The 19,837-nt window shown below is 71.9% G+C and carries 16 protein-coding genes; 2 read left to right on the top strand and 14 right to left on the bottom strand.

Annotated features, from left to right (window positions below):
* Positions 1–49 precede the first annotated feature (49 nt).
* From BJ992_RS07445 to ahcY, 5 genes are all read right to left on the bottom strand, one after another.
* The gene (locus BJ992_RS07445) at positions 50–1,039 is read right to left on the bottom strand and encodes a stage II sporulation protein M (RefSeq protein ID WP_184979180.1); all 990 of its coding nucleotides are present in this window, start codon (positions 1,037–1,039) and stop codon (positions 50–52) included.
* Positions 1,040–1,304: 265 nt separating this feature from the next.
* Positions 1,305–2,342, bottom strand: a complete 1,038-nt coding sequence (locus BJ992_RS33675) for an RDD family protein (protein WP_184979179.1) — start codon at positions 2,340–2,342, stop codon at positions 1,305–1,307.
* A 44-nt stretch (positions 2,343–2,386) separates the two neighbouring features.
* Positions 2,387–3,763: an oligopeptide/dipeptide ABC transporter ATP-binding protein gene (locus BJ992_RS32645; RefSeq protein WP_246496553.1), complete on the bottom strand. Its 1,377-nt coding sequence runs from the start codon at positions 3,761–3,763 to the stop codon at positions 2,387–2,389.
* A gap of 269 nt (positions 3,764–4,032) precedes the next feature.
* Positions 4,033–5,295 carry an adenosylhomocysteinase gene (locus BJ992_RS07430; protein WP_184979177.1) on the bottom strand — a complete coding sequence of 421 codons (1,263 nt, stop codon included), beginning with the start codon at positions 5,293–5,295 and terminating at the stop codon, positions 4,033–4,035.
* 89 nt (positions 5,296–5,384) lie between these two features.
* Complete coding sequence (gene ahcY / locus BJ992_RS07425; protein WP_184979176.1) at positions 5,385–6,812, bottom strand: adenosylhomocysteinase; 1,428 nt, start codon at positions 6,810–6,812, stop codon at positions 5,385–5,387.
* 112 nt (positions 6,813–6,924) lie between these two features.
* Between ahcY and BJ992_RS07420 the strand changes: the two genes are divergently transcribed.
* Positions 6,925–7,257 (top strand): MerR family transcriptional regulator, encoded by a 333-nt coding sequence (locus tag BJ992_RS07420; protein WP_184979175.1) that lies wholly within the window; start codon positions 6,925–6,927, stop codon positions 7,255–7,257.
* A gap of 59 nt (positions 7,258–7,316) precedes the next feature.
* Here BJ992_RS07420 and BJ992_RS07415 read toward each other — a convergent pair whose 3' ends face one another.
* From BJ992_RS07415 to BJ992_RS07395, 5 genes are all read right to left on the bottom strand, one after another.
* Positions 7,317–8,294 (bottom strand): cation diffusion facilitator family transporter, encoded by a 978-nt coding sequence (locus BJ992_RS07415; RefSeq protein ID WP_184979174.1) that lies wholly within the window; start codon positions 8,292–8,294, stop codon positions 7,317–7,319.
* A gap of 109 nt (positions 8,295–8,403) precedes the next feature.
* Complete coding sequence (locus BJ992_RS07410) at positions 8,404–9,528, bottom strand: SIS domain-containing protein (protein WP_343072536.1); 1,125 nt, start codon at positions 9,526–9,528, stop codon at positions 8,404–8,406.
* The gene (locus tag BJ992_RS07405) at positions 9,525–9,704 is read right to left on the bottom strand and encodes a Trm112 family protein (RefSeq protein ID WP_246497061.1); all 180 of its coding nucleotides are present in this window, start codon (positions 9,702–9,704) and stop codon (positions 9,525–9,527) included. The genes BJ992_RS07410 and BJ992_RS07405 overlap by 4 nt, the downstream gene beginning before the upstream one ends.
* A complete protein-coding gene (locus tag BJ992_RS07400) occupies positions 9,701–11,080 on the bottom strand; it encodes a phosphomannomutase/phosphoglucomutase (protein WP_184979172.1) in 1,380 nt (459 codons plus the stop codon). The genes BJ992_RS07405 and BJ992_RS07400 overlap by 4 nt, the downstream gene beginning before the upstream one ends.
* 118 nt (positions 11,081–11,198) lie before the next feature.
* A complete protein-coding gene (locus tag BJ992_RS07395) occupies positions 11,199–11,573 on the bottom strand; it encodes a DUF3499 family protein (protein WP_184979171.1) in 375 nt (124 codons plus the stop codon).
* A gap of 264 nt (positions 11,574–11,837) precedes the next feature.
* Here BJ992_RS07395 and BJ992_RS07390 point away from each other — a divergent pair, with 264 nt between their 5' ends.
* The gene (locus BJ992_RS07390; RefSeq protein ID WP_343072535.1) at positions 11,838–12,302 is read left to right on the top strand and encodes a metallopeptidase family protein; all 465 of its coding nucleotides are present in this window, start codon (positions 11,838–11,840) and stop codon (positions 12,300–12,302) included.
* A gap of 6 nt (positions 12,303–12,308) precedes the next feature.
* On the opposite strand, the gene BJ992_RS07385 is transcribed toward BJ992_RS07390, so the two are convergent.
* From BJ992_RS07385 to BJ992_RS07370, 4 genes are all read right to left on the bottom strand, one after another.
* Positions 12,309–13,982, bottom strand: a complete 1,674-nt coding sequence (locus BJ992_RS07385; protein WP_221474719.1) for a DUF5719 family protein — start codon at positions 13,980–13,982, stop codon at positions 12,309–12,311.
* Positions 13,982–17,035 carry a glycosyltransferase family 2 protein gene (locus BJ992_RS07380; protein WP_184979170.1) on the bottom strand — a complete coding sequence of 1,018 codons (3,054 nt, stop codon included), beginning with the start codon at positions 17,033–17,035 and terminating at the stop codon, positions 13,982–13,984. Before BJ992_RS07380 ends, BJ992_RS07385 begins: the two co-directional genes overlap by 1 nt.
* Positions 17,036–17,213: 178 nt before the next feature.
* Positions 17,214–17,456 carry a WhiB family transcriptional regulator gene (locus BJ992_RS07375; protein ID WP_184889896.1) on the bottom strand — a complete coding sequence of 81 codons (243 nt, stop codon included), beginning with the start codon at positions 17,454–17,456 and terminating at the stop codon, positions 17,214–17,216.
* A gap of 277 nt (positions 17,457–17,733) precedes the next feature.
* Entirely contained in the window at positions 17,734–19,716 is a 1,983-nt protein-coding gene (locus tag BJ992_RS07370) for a hypothetical protein (RefSeq protein WP_184979169.1), read from the bottom strand.
* Between the last annotated feature and the right edge of the window lie 121 nt (positions 19,717–19,837).

Raw genomic sequence — 19,837 nt, 5'->3', positions numbered from 1 at the left:
CCGGCGCACCCGCGTCGCGGCCGGCCTTCGGTCCGTTCCCCCACGCGCGCTAACTGGTCGGCACGACGTCCGGGGCACGCTCCAGGTCGCCGGACTCGCCGGCCTTCAGCGCGCGGCGGCCGAAGTACACGACGTATCCGAGGAACGCGGCCTCCGCCACCACGCCGATGCCGATCCGGGCCCACGTCGGCAGCGGCGACGGGGTGACCATGGCCTCGATCAGGCCGGACACCAGCAGCACGACCACCAGCCCGAGCGCGACACTCACCACGGCCCTGCCCTGCTCGGCCAGCGCCTCGCCGCGTCGGCGCGGCCCCGGGTCGATCGCCGTCCAGCCGAGACGCATGCCGACGGCTGCGGCGAGGAACACGGCGGTCAGCTCCAGCAGCCCGTGCGGGGTGATCAGGCCGAAGAAGATGTCGAGACGGTCCCGCGACGCCATCAGGCCACCGGACACGCCGACGTTCAGCGCGTTCTGCCACAGCACCCACGGGATCGGCAGCCCGAGCACCACCGACATCGCGATGACCTGCATGGACACCCACGCGTTGTTGATCCACACCTGGCCGGCGAACGCGGCGGCCGGATGCTCGGAGTAGTAGTCCGCGAAGTCGTGCTCCACGAGCTGCTTGATGGTCTCCGGGCTCGCGACGGCGTTCTGCACCTCGGGGTTGCGCGCGATCCAGATGCCGACGAGCAGCGACACCGCGAGGAACACCGCCGACGTCCCGACCCACCACCAGCGGGCCCGGTACGCCACCACAGGAAACGAGACCGTGAAGAACCTTCCGAACTCCCGCCAAGCCGGACTGTGCGCTCCCGTCACCGCCGAACGGGCCCGCGCGACCAGCGCCGACAACCGTCCCACCAGCAGCACGTCCGACCCCGAACGCACGATGGACAGATGCGTCGCCGCACGCTGGTACAGCTCCACCATCTCGTCCACCTCGGCGCCGCTCAGCGAACGCCGCCGCTTGACGAGGCTCTCCAGCCGATCCCACTCGGGCTTGTGCGCGTTCACGAACGCGTCGATGTCCACCCCTCAGAGCCTACTGGGGCCACCCCCACCCGACTTTCCCTCACACCCCGAACAACCCGTCGCACACCGCCTGCCGCCGAGGAACGCACCTCCGGCAGCCACCGGCTTTCCCTGGAAAGAGAAAAAGTGGGGGGTATGACCGGCGCGACCTCTCCCTCGCGCGTCGGCCATACCCATTCCCACGTCGCGGACCAATGCCCCAATGGCCCGCTGCGACCCTGACTGCCCCCGAACGCCTGACGTATGCACACAGCCGGCGAAAAATTCAGACCGGCGCCACAAACCCCCCGGAGCCTGCCACCGAGCCCGGCATCCTCCCTGGTGGAGGCAGAGGAACAGGCGACCCCACAGGAGGCGGCGGCCCCATCGACCCCGGCCCTCTTCCGGAGGCAGACGCCGGGAACCGGCCGTACGAAGACGGCGCGCCATACGGAGACGGCGCACCGTGCGGAGACAGCGCGCCATACGGAGACAGCGCACCGTGCGGAGACAGCGCACCATACGGAGACGGCGCACCGTGCGGAGACAGCGCACCGTGTGAGGTGAAGGGACCGTGGGCCATCCGGCGCGCGAGCCGGGCCTCGGTGCGCTGGCGACGCTCGGCGAGGACGGCGGCGAGATAGACGTACGGCGGCTCGTTCGGCGGAGGCGGCGGCGACACGTACGACGCGAACTCGGTCGCGATCCGCACCCCCATCTCATGCCGTACCGCCGGCGCGAGCTGATGCCACCGCGACAGATACTGCCGCGCCGCCGACGCGAGCCCCTCAGGCAACCGCGACAACTCCAGCGTCCGGGCCCAGGAAGCCATCCACGGCGGCATCTCAGGCGGCGGCGCCTGCCGAGGCCTCCGCTCCGAGATCACGATCGTCCCCGCGAACACATCCCCCAGCCGCTTTCCCTGCGCGGACACCAACGAGACGATCAACGCCGGCGCTCCCAGCAGGAACCAGAACTCCACCAACCCGGCAAGCCCCCGGAACAACGCCTGCCTGAACCGCTCCGGCCCTCCGTCGTCACTGACCACCCGAAGCCCGAACACGAGCTTCCCCACCGTCCGCCCCCGAGACAACGTCTCAGAGACCACTGGATACCCCACCAAGATCAACGCAGCCAGCAGAATCGCGACCGCCACCACCACCGCCTGCTCCGCCACGAACCCCAACTGCCCCCAGACCCACCCCACCGCATAGATCGCCACTCCCTGCAGAACCCCGTCGACAAGCAACGCCAAGGCCCGCGAAGGCAACTGCGCCACCCGCACCTCAAGAACAACCGCTTCCCCGGTCACGACATCAGCCACCCCCCCACCCTAATTCCGCACACCACCGTCCGGCAGCCGGCCGGTCAGGCCGGGTCGGGACGGGAGAAGCGGAGGCGGAGAGCCTCGGCGGCTTCACCCAGGCCCGTGGCTTCGTGGGGGAGCCAGCAGGCGGAGGCGTGGTCGCCGTCGCCGGTGACTCGGGACAAGGGGGGACGTTCCGCTGCGCAGACCGGCATGGTGTAGGGGCAGCGGAGGTGGAAGGGGCAACCCGAGGGGACGCTGGAGGTCGGCGGGGGATGACCCAGGGAGGATTCGAGGAGGGCTTTGGTGTACGGGTGGTGGGGGTTGTGGCGGATGGTGGCGGGGGCGGCGCGTTCCACGGGGAAACCGGCGTACATCATGATGATCTCGTCGGTCAGGCCGGTGGCGATCGCGAGGCTGCTGGTGGCGAGCAGGAGGGCTGTGCCGGATTCCTGTCGTAAGCGGTGGATCAGGTCGATGATGGCGGCACCGGCCGAGACGGGAAGACCCTCTGCGGGTTCCTCGGCGATCAGCAGCTCGGGACGGGGAGCGAAGGCCATCGCGATCATGATGCGCTGCCGGGTCTCCGGGGAGAGCCGGTGCGGGTACTGCTTCGCGCACCGTGCCGGGTCGTCGACCTCCACCTCGGCGAGGAGTTCCACAGCTCGCCGACGGGCCGCCTTCCGGCCGGCCCCGTGGTCGACGGATCTGATCAGTGCCGCGAGCTGACCGCCGATCCGGCGCAACGGATGCAGCCGGCTCGTGGCCACGGGTGAAACCACCCCGATCGCCGCGTCCCGTGTCCGTCCCGCCGGCTCCGTCCCGTCGAACACCACATCCCCCGACACCTGAGCCGTTCTCGGCACCCCCACCAGCGCACGCACACACTCCCTCCCCCCACTCCCCTTCTCCCCCACCAAAGCCAGCGAACCCCCCGCCTCGACCCGGAACGACACCCCACGTACCACCTGGACCCCCGGCTCCACGGACCTGTCTTGCCCGTAAGGGGGTAGCCAGGTCAGGAGGGAGGTCCAACCCCCCCAAGCGCGACCGTCTCCTTGCGCACCACCGTCCCCGGCGGAAGCGTGGTCCCCGGACACTCCTCCACGGCCGGAATCACCACCGCGACCCTGAGCGTGACCCCTGGCTGAAGCACCACCGTCCCCGGCGGAAGCGCGGTCCCCGGACAGTCCTCCACGGCCGGAATCACCACCGCGACCCTGAGCGTGACCCCTGGCCGAAGCACCACCGTCCCCGGTGGAAGCGCCGTCGTCGAAATGATCACGCCGGCCGGGGGTGCCTCGGCCGGCGGGAGAATCTCCCCTCTCGCCTGGCGTGATGTCGCTCCGGGGAGCACGGCCGGCCCTCCGGCCGGATAAGACCGGTTCCTGAGTGGAGGGGACGGTGACCGTCAGGTTTGTCACCTGGAGGAGCGGCATGTAAGGGGTGGAGTCAGGGATGTCATGAAGGACAGGAACCCACTCCGGAGGGTGGGAAGTCGAGAGGGGTTATCCAAGTGTTGGGGAGGCGCGACCGGCAAGTGATGCTGGTTTGATCTGCGTTTGTCAGTGAATCGTGACAATGAACAGCGGCCAGGAACCGTACCGCGTTCGAGCCATGAGGACTCGGCTCGGACCAGGGACGGAGAGGTACGCCGACCGGTGGTGAGTGGATCGGCATGGCCCCGTCCGGACGGCCGGTGCCGGGGTCAGGAGCCGAAGCGCCAGGAGCGGAGGTAGTCCGCCTGGACGGGGGTGAGGGTGTCGATGGAGACGCCGGTGGCGGCCAGTTTGAGGCGGGCCACTTCGGCGTCGATCTCGCCGGGGACGTCGTAGACGCCTGGGGAGAGGCGGACACGTTCTTCGGCCAGCCAGGCCACGGCGAGGGCCTGCGCGGAGAAGGACATGTCCATCACGGCGGCGGGGTGGCCTTCGGCGGCGGTGAGGTTGACCAGGCGGCCTTCGGCCAGGAGGAGGAGGCGGCGGGAGTCGGGGAGGAGGTATTCGTCAGTGTAGGGACGGACGCCTAGGTGGACTTCCTCGGCGAGGGATTCGAGGGCCCGAACGTCGATCTCTATGTCGAAGTGGCCGGCGTTGGCGAGGATGGCGCCGTCCTTCATCTCGATGAAGTGTTCGGCGCGGATGACGTCGCGGTTGCCGGTCACGGTGATGAACAGGTCTCCGAGTGGAGCGGCTTCCGCCATGGTGCGGACCTCGTAGCCCTGGAGGCTGGCGTCGAGGGCCTTCACGGGGTCGATCTCGGTGACGACGACACGAGCGCCGTGGCCGCGTGCGCGTTCGGCGACGCCGCGGCCGCAGTAGCCGAAGCCGGCGATGACGACGGTGCGGCCGGCGAGCAGGGTGTTGGTGGCACGGATGACGCCGTCGAGGGTGGACTGGCCGGTGCCGTAGCGGTTGTCGAACATGCGCTTGGTACGGGTGTCGTTGACGGCGACCACGGGGAAGCGCAAGGCGTGTTCCGCGGCCATCTGCCTGAGCCGGATGACGCCGGTGGTGGTCTCCTCGCAGCCGCCGGTGACGCCTTTGAGCAGTTCGGTGCGTTCGGTGTGCAGGGTGTTGACGAGGTCGCAGCCGTCGTCGAGCACGATGTCGGGGGCGATGTCCAGCGCCTGGTGGATGTGACGATAGTAGGTGTCGCGGTCCACCCCGGCGCGCGCGTGCACCTCCATGCCGTACGAACGCAGCGCGGCGGCGACGTCGTTCTGCGTGGACAGGGGGTTGGACGCGGCGAGCGCGAGCTCGGCGCCGCCGACGCGCAGCACGCCGACCGCGACGGCGGTCTCGGCGGTGACGTGCAGGCAGGCGGCGATCCGCAGGCCGTCGAGCGGCCGGGTCTCGGCGAAGCGCGCGCCGAGTGCGCGCAGGACCGGCATGGACCGCAGGGCCCACTCGATCCTCCGCTCGCCGGCCTCCGCCAGTGACGCGTCCGGGTTGTTCACGTTGTCCCCCATTGGACGAAGGTCCCCGTGCGAGGGGCACGGGGACCTTCGTACCGGCCGTGCGGCCGGGCCGATCAGGAAGCCGGGATCAGTACCGCCGATCAGTAGCGGTAGTGGTCCGGCTTGTACGGGCCCTCGACGTCCACGCCGATGTACTCGGCCTGCGCCTTGGTGAGCTCGGTGAGCTTCACGCCGAGCGCGTCGAGGTGGAGGCGCGCGACCTTCTCGTCGAGGTGCTTCGGCAGGGTGTAGACGCCGATCGGGTAGTCGTCGGTCTTGGTGAACAGCTCGATCTGCGCGATCACCTGGTTGGTGAACGAGTTGGACATCACGAAGCTCGGGTGGCCGGTGGCGCAGCCGAGGTTCATCAGGCGGCCCTCGGCCAGCACGATGATGGAGTGGCCGTCGGGGAAGGTCCAGGTGTGCACCTGGGGCTTGACCTCGGTCTTCACGACGCCGGGGATCTTGGCCAGGCCCGCCATGTCGATCTCGTTGTCGAAGTGGCCGATGTTGGACACGATCGCCTGGTGCTTCATGCGGCCCATGTGGTCGGCCGTGATGATGTCGTAGTTGCCGGTGGCGGTCACGAAGATGTCCGCGATGCCGACGACCTCGTCCAGCGTGGTGACCTGGTAGCCGTCCATGGCGGCCTGCAGCGCGCAGATGGGGTCGATCTCGGTGACGATGACCCGGGCCCCCTGGCCGCGCAGCGCGTCGGCGCAGCCCTTGCCGACGTCGCCGTAGCCGCAGACGACGGCGACCTTGCCGCCGATGAGCACGTCGGTGGCGCGGTTGAGGCCATCGATGACGCTGTGGCGGCAGCCGTACTTGTTGTCGAACTTCGACTTGGTGACCGAGTCGTTGACGTTGATGGCCGGGAACAGCAGGGTGCCGTTCTTGAACATCTCGTACAGGCGGTGCACGCCGGTGGTGGTCTCCTCGGTGACACCCTTGATGCCTTCGGCGACCTTGGTCCAGCGGTTCTCGGAGGTCACGGTGCGGTGGAGCAGATCAAGGATGATCTTCCACTCCTCGGGGTCCTCCTCGGCGGCGGACGGCACGGCGCCGGCCTTCTCGTACTCGGCACCCTTGTGGACGAGCAGGGTGGCGTCGCCACCGTCGTCGAGGATCATGTTGGGGCCGGCGCCGTCGGGCCACGCGAGGGCCTGGTCGGTGCACCACCAGTACTCCTCCAGCGTCTCGCCCTTCCAGGCGAACACCGGCACACCCTTGGGCTCCTCCACAGTCCCCTCCGGACCGACCACCACGGCGGCGGCGGCGTGGTCCTGGGTGGAGAAGATGTTGCAGCTGACCCAGCGCACGTCGGCGCCGAGCTCGACCAGCGTCTCGATGAGCACCGCGGTCTGGATGGTCATGTGGAGCGAGCCCATGATCCTGGCCCCGCTCAGTGGACGCGCGCTCGCGTACTCACGGCGGATGGCCATCAGGCCCGGCATCTCGTGCTCGGCGAGCTGGATCTCCTTGCGGCCGAAGTCGGCCAGTGCAAGGTCTGCGACCTTGAAGTCCATCTGTCTTCCCCTCAACCCGATCAAGTGCGTCTTCAGCGAGTTTACGAGCCCCTCCCCGCTGGACGCACGCTCGGAGCCGCGAATCTAACACAAGAATGTAAGAATTAGTCCCATGCGCATCACAGAGGCCGCCAAGCACCTTGGACTGTCCCCCCGCATGCTCCGCTACCGGGAGGCTCTCGGCCTGCTGCCGCCGACGAGGGACAGAGGCGCGCACCGCAGGTTCGGCCCCGACGAGCTGGCGGCCGTCGGCCAGGCCATGGAGCTGGAACGCCGGTTCGACGTCTCCCCCGCCGAGCTGGCCTTCGGCCTGCGCGTGCTCAGCGAGCCCGCCGTGGCGCAGGCCGTGCGCGACCTCGGCCTGCGCATCGGCCGCATCCACGCGCCGCGCCGCGCGCTGGACTTCGAGAAGGAGAAGGCCCTGCGGCTGCTGCGCGGCCGGTGACCGCGCACCGGCCCGGCGTCGTCAGGTGGTGGGTCAGCCGTCGTGGTCAGGTGGTGGAGTCAGGTGGCGGTCTCGCCTGAGGCGGCCGGCTCGGCGGCCTCGGCGGCCTTGGCGGCCCGCGCGCGCTCCTCGCTGTACAGGTCGGGCTCCAGGTAGATGACCCTGGCGATCGGCACGGCGTCGCGGATGCGGCGCTCGGCCTCGTCGATGCCGCGCGCGACCTCGGCCGCCGTGTCGTCGTGCTGGACGGCGATCTTGGCGGCGACCAGGAGCTCCTCGGGGCCGAGGTGCAGGGTGCGTATGTGGATGACCCGGTCGACCTCGGGTGCCGCCTCCAGCGCGGCGCAGATCTTCCGCTCGACGTCGGGGGTCGCGCCTTCGCCGATGAGCAGCGACTTGGTCTCCAGGGCCAGGACGATCGCGATGACGGCCAGCAGCACGCCGATCATGAGCGTGCCGACGCCGTCCCACATGCCGTTGCCGGTGACCACGGCCATGGTGACGCCGAACAGCGCGAAGACCAGGCCGAGCAGCGCGCCGAGGTCTTCGAGCAGCACCACGGGAAGCTCAGGGGCCTTGGCGCGCCGGATGAACGTGACCCAGGACTCCTTGCCCTTCAGGTGCAATGCCTCCAGGATCGCGGTCCGGAACGAGAAGCCCTCGGCGACGATCGCGAAGATCAGCACGCCGAAGGCCCAGGCCGGCGACTCGACCGCGTGGGGATGGCTGATCTTCTCGATGCCTTCGTACAGCGAGAACACCGCGCCGATCGTGAACAGCACGACCGCCACCACGAAGGCGTAGAAGTAGCGCTCCCTGCCGTACCCGAAGGGGTGCTCGCGGTTGGAACGCCGGCGCGACCGCCGGTTGCCGACCAGCAGCAACGCCTGGTTGCCCGAGTCGGCCACCGAGTGGACGGACTCCGCCAGCATCGAGGACGAGCCGGTGAACAGGAAGGCCACGAACTTGGCCACGGCGATCGCAAGGTTCGCGGCCAACGCCGCGAGGATCGCTTTGGTACCGCCACCCGCGCTCACGCTGGCTGCCCCTTACTGGTCCGTACTTATGCGCATCCGTCCGTGCCCGTCAGGTAGCGGGATATTCATCCGGATGCCGTTCCCGCCGGTCAGCGGGGTCGCAGGAATCTTATTGCCTAATCCTTGCCTTCAGCTCGGCGATCGCCTCAACCGGGGTGGGGTCGAGACCGAAACCGATGGCCAGGTAGGCGCTGCCGTAGTCGGCGAGGCCGATCAAGGACGCCAGCCGCTCCAGCGGATGCTCCCCCTCGGCCGAGATCTCGCTGACCGGCACGCCGCGGTCCTCCGCCAGCCGCACCGCGAGCGTGCGCCGCTTGGCGGCCCGCGGGTCCTCCTCGGTGTCACGCAGCGCGAACAGGCGCAGCGTCGGCGCGGACTCCTCGCTGAAGACGTCCCGATGAGCGAACGCGCCGTCGAAGGCGGACACCAGGTCGTGCGCGGCTTCAGGAAGCTGTCCCCAGATAGCCGGATATTTCGCGTTGGTCAGCACCTGAGAGGCCAGCCGGTACGCACCCACCGCCGCCAGCGGAGAGGCCCCCCACACCATCGGGATCGACCCGGCGAGCTCCATCGCCAGCGTCTTGCCGGGGTTGATGAACGACTCACTGGACGGCCTGCACCGGTGCGCGATGTCCTCAAGGCGCCGCGCCGTGGCCTCCACCACCGGTGACCCCACGTCGACGAGCCCGAGCGCCGACGCCGCCACCAGCAGCGGCATGGCGAGCCCCCACAGGTTGGCCCGCGGCCGGCCCACCGCGCCGGCGACCGGCACCACCGCCAGGTGCGGCGCGGACGCCTGCTCGGCGACGGACGCGAGCGGCGACTCCGGCCGGCCCACCGTCACCAGGCGGCAGCCCCGCCGCACACCTTCGAGAGCCAGGGCCAGGGTCTCCTCGGTCTGGCCGGACGCCGACACCGCGATCAGCATGTCGGCGGCCCCCACCCACCCCGGCAGGCGGTCGGACCTGACCGTCACGATCGGGATCGGCGCGCCGGGGCCGCACACCGCGGCGAGCAGGTCACCCACGATGGCGGAACCACCCATGCCGGCCACCACGACGGCCCGCGGCCGGCCCTCACCCTTCATGCGCGCGACCACCCCGGCCTCCATCGCGGCGCGGTGCGACGCGCGTACCTGCGCGCCTGAGGTCGCCACGGCGTGAAGCATGCCGGACGGGTCGCCCTCGATGAGGTAGCCCGGGTTGTCCAGCCGCTCGGCCTCGAAGGAGATCACGCGCGGCGGGCCTCGTCGACCAGCAGGACCGGGATGTCGTCCCTGATGGGGTAGACCAGGCCGCACGTCTGCGAGGTGCAGGCCAGCTCGTCGGTCTCCGGCACGGGGTTCAGCGGCGACTTGCAGGCCGGGCAGGCCAGGATGTCGAGCAGCCAGTCGTCGATCTTCATGGTCAGCTCCTCACGGCGGCGAGTACCGCGTCCCGGATCGCCGCCATCTGATGGTCGTCGGCCGCCTCGGCGTTCAGCCGGAGCAGCGACTCGGTGTTGGACGGACGAAGATTGAACCACCAGTCCGGCCCCGACACCGTGATGCCGTCCAGGTCGTCCACGCTCACCCCGTCACGCTCCTGGTACTCGGCGCGGATCCTGGCGACCACGGCGGCATGGTCGGCGACCCGGCTGTTGATCTCGCCGGAGGCGTGATAGCGGGAGAAACCGTCCATCAGGCGCGACAGCGGGCCGTCCTGCTCACCGAGCGCGGCCAGCACGTGCAGCGCGGCCAGCATGCCGGAGTCGGCGAACCAGAAGTCGCGGAAGTAGTAGTGCGCGGAGTGCTCTCCGCCGAAGACCGCGCCGGTGCGGGCCATCTCGGCCTTGATGTAGGAGTGGCCGACCCGGGTGCGCACCGGCACGCCGCCGTGCTCGGCGATGATCTCGGGAACGGCCCGTGAGGTGATCAGGTTGTGGATGACCGGCGCACCGGGGTGCCTGGCCAGCTCCCGCGTGGCCACCAGTGCCGTCACGGCGGACGGCGGCACCGACTCGCCGCGCTCGTCCACCACCCAGCACCGGTCGGCGTCACCGTCGAACGCGAGCCCGAGATCGGCGCTCTTGTCCACGACCGCGGCCCGCAGGTCGAGCAGGTTCTGCGGCTCCAGCGGATTGGCCTCGTGGTTGGGGAACGAGCCGTCGAGCTCGAAGTACAGCGGGATGACCTCGACCGGCAGGCCGCCGAAGACCGCGGGAACGGTGTGGCCCGCCATGCCGTTGCCGGCGTCCACAACGACACGCAGCGGCCGCAGCCCGGACAGGTCGACCAGTCCGCGCAGGTGAGCGGCGTACCCGGCCAGCAGGTCGGACGGGGTGACGGTGCCGGTCGCAGTACCGGTCGCAGGGCCGTCCGCGGCCCGCGGCGCGAGGCCGTCGCGCAGGATCTCGGCGGCGCGGTCGCGCACGGCGGCGAGGCCGGTCTCCGAACTCATCGCGACCGCGCCGGCCCGGCACATCTTCAGCCCGTTGTACCGAGCCGGGTTGTGGCTGGCCGTGAACATCACGCCGGGGAGCTCGAGGCTGCCGCTGGCGTAGTAGAGAAGATCGGTGGAGCCGAGGCCCGCGTCGACGACGTCCGCGCCGGTGGCGGTGACCCCGCGCGCGAAGGCCGCGGCGAGCGGCGCGGAGGAGTCACGCATGTCTCTGGCGATGACCACGGCCGACGCGCCGAGCACCTCGGCGAAGGCCGCGCCTATGGCCTGCGCGGTCTCCTCGTCGAGCTCCGCCGGGACGACGCCACGGATGTCGTACGCCTTGAAGATCTTGGCGAGGTCGCCCACTACCGCTCCGCCTCTAGGTCGGCTCCGTTTCGACACCGAGCCTACTGGTTTCCCCCGGGGGTTCTCCCATGCCCGGATCACCTCTGCCGGGACTTGCCCACTCTCGACGCGGACGACGTCACCGCTCGACGTTCTGCTGCTGCTGGCCCGCGGACCGCAGCACCCTCAGGTGACCGCGTCGTCCGACCTCCACACCCTGCCCCACCGGCTCACCCGAGGACGGTGCGGGACGCGCGGCCTCGCGCACGGCGTTGGCCAGCGCCTCAAGGTCGTCGGTGCTCGGCTGCCCCGCCTCCGACGGCAGCCGCACGACCTCCCAACCGCGTGGCGCCGTCAGCCGCTCAGCGTGGTCCGCACACAGGTCATAGCAGTGCGGTTCGACGTACGTCGCAAGCGGGCCGAGCACCGCGGTCGAGTCGGCGTAGACGTACGTGAGTGTGAAGACGGCAGGCTGCCTGCAGGCGGTACGGGAACAGCTGCGGACGGGGCTCACGGAGGGACCGTATCCGGTCCGCGTTGACATTGCCACCACCCCGCACCTCTTAACGAGCGTGTCGCCACAATTCGGGCACTTGCCTCCCGTTTACGACCCCTAGGTGACCAGCCAGAACTCCCTTGACGTCCCACCTCGAAACCCCGGCCTCACCGGCCTGTCCGGACCGGCGTTGACACACGCGCGTAGCGCCGCGAAGGCGGATCAACCGGGTACCTGCCGGAGTGGGTCCTGCGGATGCGAGGCACGATCTAGGCTTGCTGTGTGAGTTCGGCCCCTGGCGGCAAGCCCCGCCCCAACGGCCCGCGGCGCCGCGACCGCCACGGCCGCGGCATGCGCGGCCCGCTCGCCCCTCCCCACGTCCCCATCGCGCGGTCCCGTGGCGAGCGGTTCGACGATCTCGTGCTGGACGCGGTCGACCGCCTCCGGCCGAACTGGGGCGAGCAGTTGTCGGCGGTGGAGTTCGCCGTCGAGGACGTCCCCCCGGTGGAGGATCTCCTCGACGGGCCGGGCCGCCTGTCGTCCGACCCCATCCCGTTCGGCCGGGTCCAGCCGCCGAGCACCGGGGCCCCGGCCGTGGTCGTCGTCTACCGGCGGCCCCTGGAGGCCCGTGCGCGCGACCGCGAGACCCTCGGCACGCTCGTCCACGACGTGGTGGTGGAGCAGGTCGCCACCCTCCTCGGCCTGTCCCCTGAGACCGTCGACCCCGGCTACGACGAACGCCACTGACCGGGGCTACGGCAGGACGGTCGCGGGGGACTCCACGGTCGGCCGGGTCAGGGTCCAGGTGCGCGACCTCGCGAGCGGGGTCGTCGTCAGCAGCAGGCCGTCCTCGGTGCGCTCGTCCATGACCTGGCCACCGTAGACGGGGGCCGAGCCCGGCAGGGGAACCACCACGAGGCTGTAGTCGCCGGCCTTGCCTGACGGAGGCGACAGCTTGATCTCCTTGGTGCGGGACGCGGGGATCTCGACGTCGACCGGCGCCGGTGGCGCGCCGCGGCCCGGCAGGGACTGCAGGCGTACGCGGGCCGTCCCCTGCGGGGCCGACAGGATCAGGCGGGTGGAGGTGCCCTTGGCGGTGCGGTTGTCGGCGAGCACGCTGCCGAGGTCCAGCGGGGCCGCGCCGGCGCCGAAGGCGATGTCCTGCGTGGAACCGGTCCCGGTGATCATCACGCCGGCGACGACGGGTGCCTGCGCGGTCAGGACGATCGCCGACGGCTGGCCGCCGATGCCGGTGGACAGGTCGACCGAGACGGTGGAACCCGCGGGGACCTCGACGGACTCGCGGTTCTTCATCGCGTAGAAACCGTCGGCGGTCAGGGCCTTCACCTGCACCACCGTGTCGGCCTCGCCGGGGGCCGTCACGAACAGCTCGCGCCGGCCGCCGCCACCCGGCAGGCCGGGGACGACCACCTGCGTCGCGGGGGCCGCGGCGGGAGGCAGCCAGTCCGAGCCCTTCTTCTCACCGAGGACGGCCCGCGCGGAGGCGGCGACCCGGCCGGTGGTGGTGCGTACCTCCACGGCCATGACCAGGGGAGACGGCGCCAGGTCGCTGACCTTGATCTCGCGGTGCTCGCCGGGTGGCAGGACCAGCGCGTTACCTGACTCGCCGACCACGGGGCCCTCCCCGGCGTACACCATGATCTCGATGACGGCCTGGGAGGAGTCGGCGTTGGTGAGGTACAGGGTGACGTCGGCGGCGGCCGGGCCGGGGCCGACGAACCACGCGCTCGAACCGGGCTCGGCGCACCGGACCGAGGACAGGCCGCGTGCGGCGCCGCGGGTCGCCTTGGTGGTCTGCACGGCCTCCAGGCCGAGCGCCATCGCGCCGGTGGCCGCGACCTCGACGGGGCCCGAGCCGGCCGGGAGGTCCTTGTGCCACGGCGCGCCTGGCCGGTCCAGCTCGGCCAGCGGCGACGCCTTGTCCTTGACCTCGGCGACGGTGGCCCGTCCCGTCCCCTTGCCTCCCGGCGGGGTGACGGTGGTGACCCGGCCCCCCGCCGGGTCGGGACACAACGCCGACACCGACTCCACGGCGACCCTGGCCGGCGCCGCGACGACGGGCTTCACCGGCGCGGGCCGCGTGACGTACGCGACCCCGTACAGCGCCGCGAGCGCCGTCACCACCAGCGCGAGGAACCCGAACCGGTTCTGCACGAGCCCGCGCACCACCACGGACGCGCCACCGCCACCACGGGCCTGCTTCGCGCGGCCGTCGGCCTCCGTGTCGCCGGGGCCGGTGGACCCGGCCCGTGTGCCGTCCCCGCCGCGGCCGAGGGGCTCGGGGCCGGCGCCGCGCCTGCGGCGGCCGGCGGACCGGGGCTCGGCGCCGTCCTCGGGGCCCCGGCGGCCGGGGAGCTCGGGCTTGGCGCCGTCCTCGCGTCTGCGGCGGCCCTTGCGTTCTGCCATCACCGGACCAGCACTCCCTGGGGCTCGCGTTCCACCGGCTCGTCGGCGTAGTCGGGGACGGGCTCGGTGCCGCGTGAGCCCGGTGCGGCAAGCACCAGGACCACGATGACGAGGACGAGCTGGATCCACAGCCAGGCGTCGTGCTGGAACGTGTCGTGCTCGACCGTGACGCGGCCCCCGGCGGCCGGTGCGGCGAAGCCCTGGGCCCAGCCGTCCACGGTGGTGGCGGCGAGAACGCCGCCGCCGGCGCGCGCGGTGAAACCGCCGGAGGGCTCGGCGAGCACCAGGGTGCGTGGGCCGGCGCCAGGCGGCACGGTGACGACCCAGCCGTCCCCCGCAGGGGCCGGCGGCACGGCGGCGCGACCGCCGTCCGGGGTCAGCAGGTAGGCGCGGCCGAGCGGCGCGGTCATGCGCCACAGGCCGCCGTTCGCCGAGAGGTTGACCCTGGCGAGCGCCGGGTCGGAGTCGAGTGCCTGCCGCAGCGCCGGGTCGACCGGCGCGGGGGCCGCGACGAACCGCACGCCGAACGTCGCGAGCGTGACGGCGTCGTCGCCGCCGCGTCCGGACACCACACCGGCGATCACGGCGCCGAGACGTGCGCGCAGCGCGTCAGGCACCGGCAGGTCGGTCTCGCCGAGGAGCGGCGAACGGCCGCGCAGCAGCGTGAAGGCCAGCTCGCCGCCGGGTGCGCGGCGCAGCACCACTGTGCTCTCACCCGCGGTGGAGTTGGCCGCGGCGTAGTCGGACACCACCGACGGCACGCCGCGCCGCAGCGGGCCGGTCACGCCGTCGCGCACCCACAGCCCCGCCACGGCCACCGGTCCGGCGAACGCCGCGAGCACCACCACGACGGCCGCGACGCGCCGCAGGCCGCCGGCGCGCAGCAGCTCGACGACCCGGTGGCCGGTGAGCGCCGCCGCCACGATGAGCCCGGTGGCGGCGAACGCCAGCGGCACCCCCGGCCAGGCAGGCGCGCCGTCCACCGGCACCCGGGACACCACGATGGCGACGAGCACGCCGAACACCGTGACACCCCACCCGACGACGACCACGAGCTGGTGGCGGCGCAGCAGCAGCGCGGCCAGCGCGGTGGCGACCAGCCCGGCGGTGGCCCAGATGGGAGGCACGCCGGGGCCGCCGGGGTTGAGCAGCAGCAGCGACTCGGCCGGCAGCCGGGGGTCCACCAGCGACGGCCGGTGCAGCCCCGCTTCGAGCAGCACACGCGCGGGGTCGGCCACCGTCTGCACCAGCCACGGCAGCAGCAGCACGACCGGCACCGCCATGGCGATGCCGAGCGACACCCCGACGCCGCGCCGCACCCCGCCGAACGACACCGCCGCGAGGCCGGCGAGCACGGCGACCAGCACGTACACCAGCGGCGCGAAGGCCGTGCCGACCGCGAGCAGCAGCCCGAGGGCCCACGCGGCCCGCCGTGCCCTGCGGCGCTCCCCGGTGATGACGGTGGAGGCGAGCGCGGCGTACACGGGAAGCAGCACGAACACCACGGCCGTGCCGAGCCGTCCGGCCGCGACGACGCCGGTCGCGACCGGCAGCAGCGCGTACGAGGCGGCGAGCCACACCCGCGGCCCCGGTGAGGCGATCATGGAGCGGGTCGCGACGTACGCCGACACCCCGGCCAGCGGCACGCACCCGAGCAGCAGCACCGAGACGGCGAGCCAGGTCTTGCCGAGGAACAACGTGGACAGCGCGGCGAGCACCGCGACGTACGGCGGGGCCCAGGCGCCGGACCCGAATCCCACCGCGTGGTAGCCGGAGGTGTAGAACTGCCACAGATCGGACGCGCCGCCGACCACAGGCACGAGCGCGCCGCCGCCGAGCAGCCCGCCGAGCACCAGTGAGCGCTCCGCGGCCAGCGCGACCGCCGTCAGCGCCAGCGCCAGCAGCACGCCGGGGTTGCTGAAGACCCGCTGCATCACCCCGGCGTCGGTGAGCAGCTCGTCGCCTTCCTCGGCGGCCGACTCGGAGATCACCGCGTGGTGGCGGCCCGCCGAGTCGATCGGCCCCGAGCCGGAGATGTACCCCTGGATCATGTCGGCCAGGCGCCGGTAGGCCATGCCCTGCGGCGTGAACAGCTTCTTGACCTCGGGATACCCCTGTTTCCTGCCCTGACGCCGCGCCTTGCGTGCGCGCATCAGGCGCAGGGGACGGCCGAGCACGGAGACCAGCGCGACGACCTCGTCCAGCGCGTTCGCCGGCTGTTTGGCGAGCAGCAGGAGCAGGCCGCGCACCAGCGTGGCGACGATGTTGCGCGGCACCGACCACAGCAGGGAACGGAACGGCAGGTTCGCCATGATGACGAACATGGCGTTGCGCCGGTCGAGCCTGCGCGGGTGGTCGGTGCTCGCGGTCAGCCGCCGCCTGCGCCTGGCCGCCGCCTCGGCGTGCCACACCACCGCGTCGGTGACGTTGAGCACGCGGTGACCGGCGGACGTGGCCCGCCAGCACAGGTCGAGGTCGTCGCGGAACAGCGGAAGGTCGGGGTCGAGGCCGCCGAGGCTCTCCCACACGTCCCGCCGGACCAGCATGCCGGCGGTGGACACGGCGAGCACCTGGCGCACGCCGTCGTGCTGGCCCTGGTCGTACTCCCTGGGTTCGAGGCCGGTGTCGCGGCGGCCCGACCGGTCGACGGTGACGCCGGCCTCCAGCAGGATGCGGCGGTCGAGCCAGTCGCGGATCTTCGGGCCGAGCACGGCGGCCTTGGGGTCGGCGGCGGCGACGGCGAGCAGGCAGGCCAGCGCCTCCCGGTCGGGAGCGCAGTCGTCGTGGAGCAGCCAGATCCACTCGTTCTCGCCGGCCTTCGGCAGCCGTTCGAGCACGGCGGCCACCGCCTCGCCGAAACCGGTGGAGCGGGGCAGGCTCAGCACGCCGTTCTGGCCGAACGCCTCGGTGAGGAGCCTGCCGCCGCCGTCACGGCTGCCGTTGTCGACCCCGACGAGACGGTCGAGGGGCCGTGTCTGCCTGAGGACGCCGTCGAGTGTCTCTCTCAGCCAGCGCGCGCCGTCGTGTGCGACGACGATCGCGGTGACGGACATGCGGGACGGTTGCACGGAGATTGGTGTCCTCGGGTCGTAAGGCTTGCGCCGATCACCCTACGACACCCCTGGCACACGTGGTCAGGCACTCCGCCAATCCGGTGCGCACCGGTGGCGTGCGCGGCACCCGCCGGCCTTCGCCGATCGCACGGTCACGGCCCCCCGGACGTGCCCGTCGTCACCCGGCCTCGCGCTTGATGCGCCGGCGTTCGCGTTCCGACAGTCCCCCCCAGATCCCGAACCTTTCGTCATGCTGCAAGGCGTACTCCAGGCATTCGGCCCGGACTTCGCAGGAGCGGCAGACCTTCTTCGCCTCCCTCGTGGACCCACCCTTCTCTGGAAAAAACGCCTCCGGGTCGGTCTGCGCGCACAGTGCGCGCTCTTGCCACCCCAGCTCTTCCGCGCCGAGCATCTGTGCCATGACCAGGTCGGTCACTGCACACCTCCTGCCGATCGCCCGCCCGCCCCGCAACGGAGCCCCCCTTTTGGAACACCTTCCTCAATACCCACGTTGTGAAAGGCGTAACAACACAGCTGTAATTACACGCGTGTGCCGCATGTGGCGTCAAGCGGCAGTGTGTTTCCCGGGACGAGACGAGCTCCTCCCGGTACGCGGACCCCGGCCGAGTGGGGCCCGCCACTGTGTCGGCGGTTTCCGGCCGCCGGAGGACTCCAAGATCCCCCGATCGTCAATGCCCTCAGCGGTCGGAACCGTACCAGGGAGCCCCCTGATCGTCGGCAGATTGTGCCTGATCTCTACCGTCGCTTTCCTCCGGCCTTGCCTGAGGGGCCCGGTCAGGCGCGTAGATCGCCGTCGGGTCGAGCGCGTCACCCCGGCGCTGCTGCGGCGTCGACGGCGGAGAGGACGGCAGCGGCGCGTTCAGCGGGTCGTCCTGGAACGCCTTCTGCTCGTACCGCATGGTCCGCTCGGTCGTCGTCTCCTCCCATGACCGGTCCCCCGGCGGGTACGGCTGCTGCTCGGCGCCGTACCCCGTCCCGTACGCCGCGCCGGCCCCGGCCTGCCGGCCCTGCGGGTCCGGCGGCGTCTGCGGGTGGCCGAAGGGGCCGCCGTAGCCGTAGCCGGGAGCCCGCACCGGCTGCGTGCCGGTGGCCTCGCCGGCGTTCTGCTCGGGCCGGCCGGCCTGGCTCTGGCCCTGGTTCTGGTAGTGCTGCGCCTGCTGGTACGCCTGCGCGATCTGCTGCATGCGCGCGTCCGCCGCGTCGCCGTACAACGGGGACGCCTCGGCGGGCCGCGCCTGCTCACCGGTGGGGTGACTCGCGTACCCCGGCTGGTCCAGCGGGCTCACCTGGGGACCCGTCTGGCCGTACCCGGGGTCCAGCGGCGACGGCTGCGGCCCGGTCTGACCGTAGCCCGCCGGGCTCACCTGGGGGCCGGTCTGGCCGTAGGACGGGTCCAGTGGCGTGACCTGCGGGCCGGTCTGGCCGTAGCCGGGGTCGGCGGACTGCTGCGCGGGCTGACCGTAGGCCGGGTCCAGCGGCGTGACCTGGGGTCCGGTCTGGCCGTACGGCGTGTCCTGCGGAGGTGTCTGCGGGCCGGTGTGACCGGGCTCGCCGGGGCCGGGCTGCGGCAGGGCCTGGCGCGCGCCGGTGGTGAAGGCGTCCGGCCAGCCGCCGCCGGCGGCGTAGGGCTGCGGCGGGTACGGCGCGGGGCTCTCGGCGGGCTCGCCGTGCGGGTGGTGCGCGGCCGGGTGGTCCTGGCGCGGCGGCTGCTGGGCCGTGAAGGGCTGCTCGGGCTGCGGGAAAGGCTGCGGGTCGGCGGACACGTACGGCTGCTGGTCGGCCGGGACGTACGGCTGCGGCTCCACCGGGACGTACGGCTGCTGGTCGGCCGGGACGTACGGCTGCGGCTCCACCGGGACGTACGGCTGCTGGTCGGCCGGGACGTACGGTGGCGGGTCGCCGGCGAACCTCGGGCCCGGGAACTGCTGCGGCACGCCGGGATGCTCACCGTACCCCTGCTGCGGGCCGGTCGTCTGCGGGCCGCCGCTCGGCAGGGCCGGCAACTGACCGGTCCCCTCGCGGCCGAAACCGGCCTGCTCCGGCGCCTGCTGACCGAACCCGGGCTGTCCCGGGCCGTGCTGGTGGCCCGTGCCGTGCTGAGCGGGACCACCCTGATGACCCGGCCCCTGCCGGCCGGCCATGGACTGCGCGGGGCCGTCCTGGCCGGGGAAGGGAGGCGGGCCGTGACCGGGGCCCATGCCGGAGGCGAAGCCCCCTCCGGGTACCGGGTTCCGCCGAGGTGCGGCGGGTGGCAGCACGGACATGGCGTACACCAGAGCGACCACGGTGAGCAGCAGGGACAGGACCCCGGTGAGCGTCCACGCCAGCAGGTTCATGGCCCCGGCCCCGGCGAAGAAGGTGCCGAGCAGGCCGATCACCCCGAGCAGCGCGGAGACCCCCAGTGCGCCGATCACCACGAGGTGGATGGTCCTGGCCCGTGGCACCGGCGGCCCGAACCGGGTGGCGAGGACGAACGCGCCGAGCGCGAGCGCCGTGTGGACCGGGGAGGTGAGCGCGTCCAGTGCGTACGCGGACCAGTCGCCGAAGGACGTACCGGTGAACAGCAGGCGCATCACGGCGATCAGGACGCCGGCCCACACGAGCGCGAGCATCAGCCACGCCGCGGGCTCACGGAGCCGTCCGGGATCTGTTTTGAGCACGACTACCTACCCCCCATGGGTTACTTCGCCACCGAAGTTTCGCACATATCCCCACTTAAGGACGTGCGGACCCATGAACCCCACAGCTCCCTCCACCCTTATCGGCACGGTCCACACGCCT

This window comes from Sphaerisporangium rubeum (genome assembly GCF_014207705.1).
In the GTDB taxonomy this organism is placed as follows: domain Bacteria; phylum Actinomycetota; class Actinomycetes; order Streptosporangiales; family Streptosporangiaceae; genus Sphaerisporangium; species Sphaerisporangium rubeum.
The sequence above is the reverse complement of the archived record's forward strand: the minus strand, read 5'-3'. Positions and strand labels throughout refer to the sequence as shown.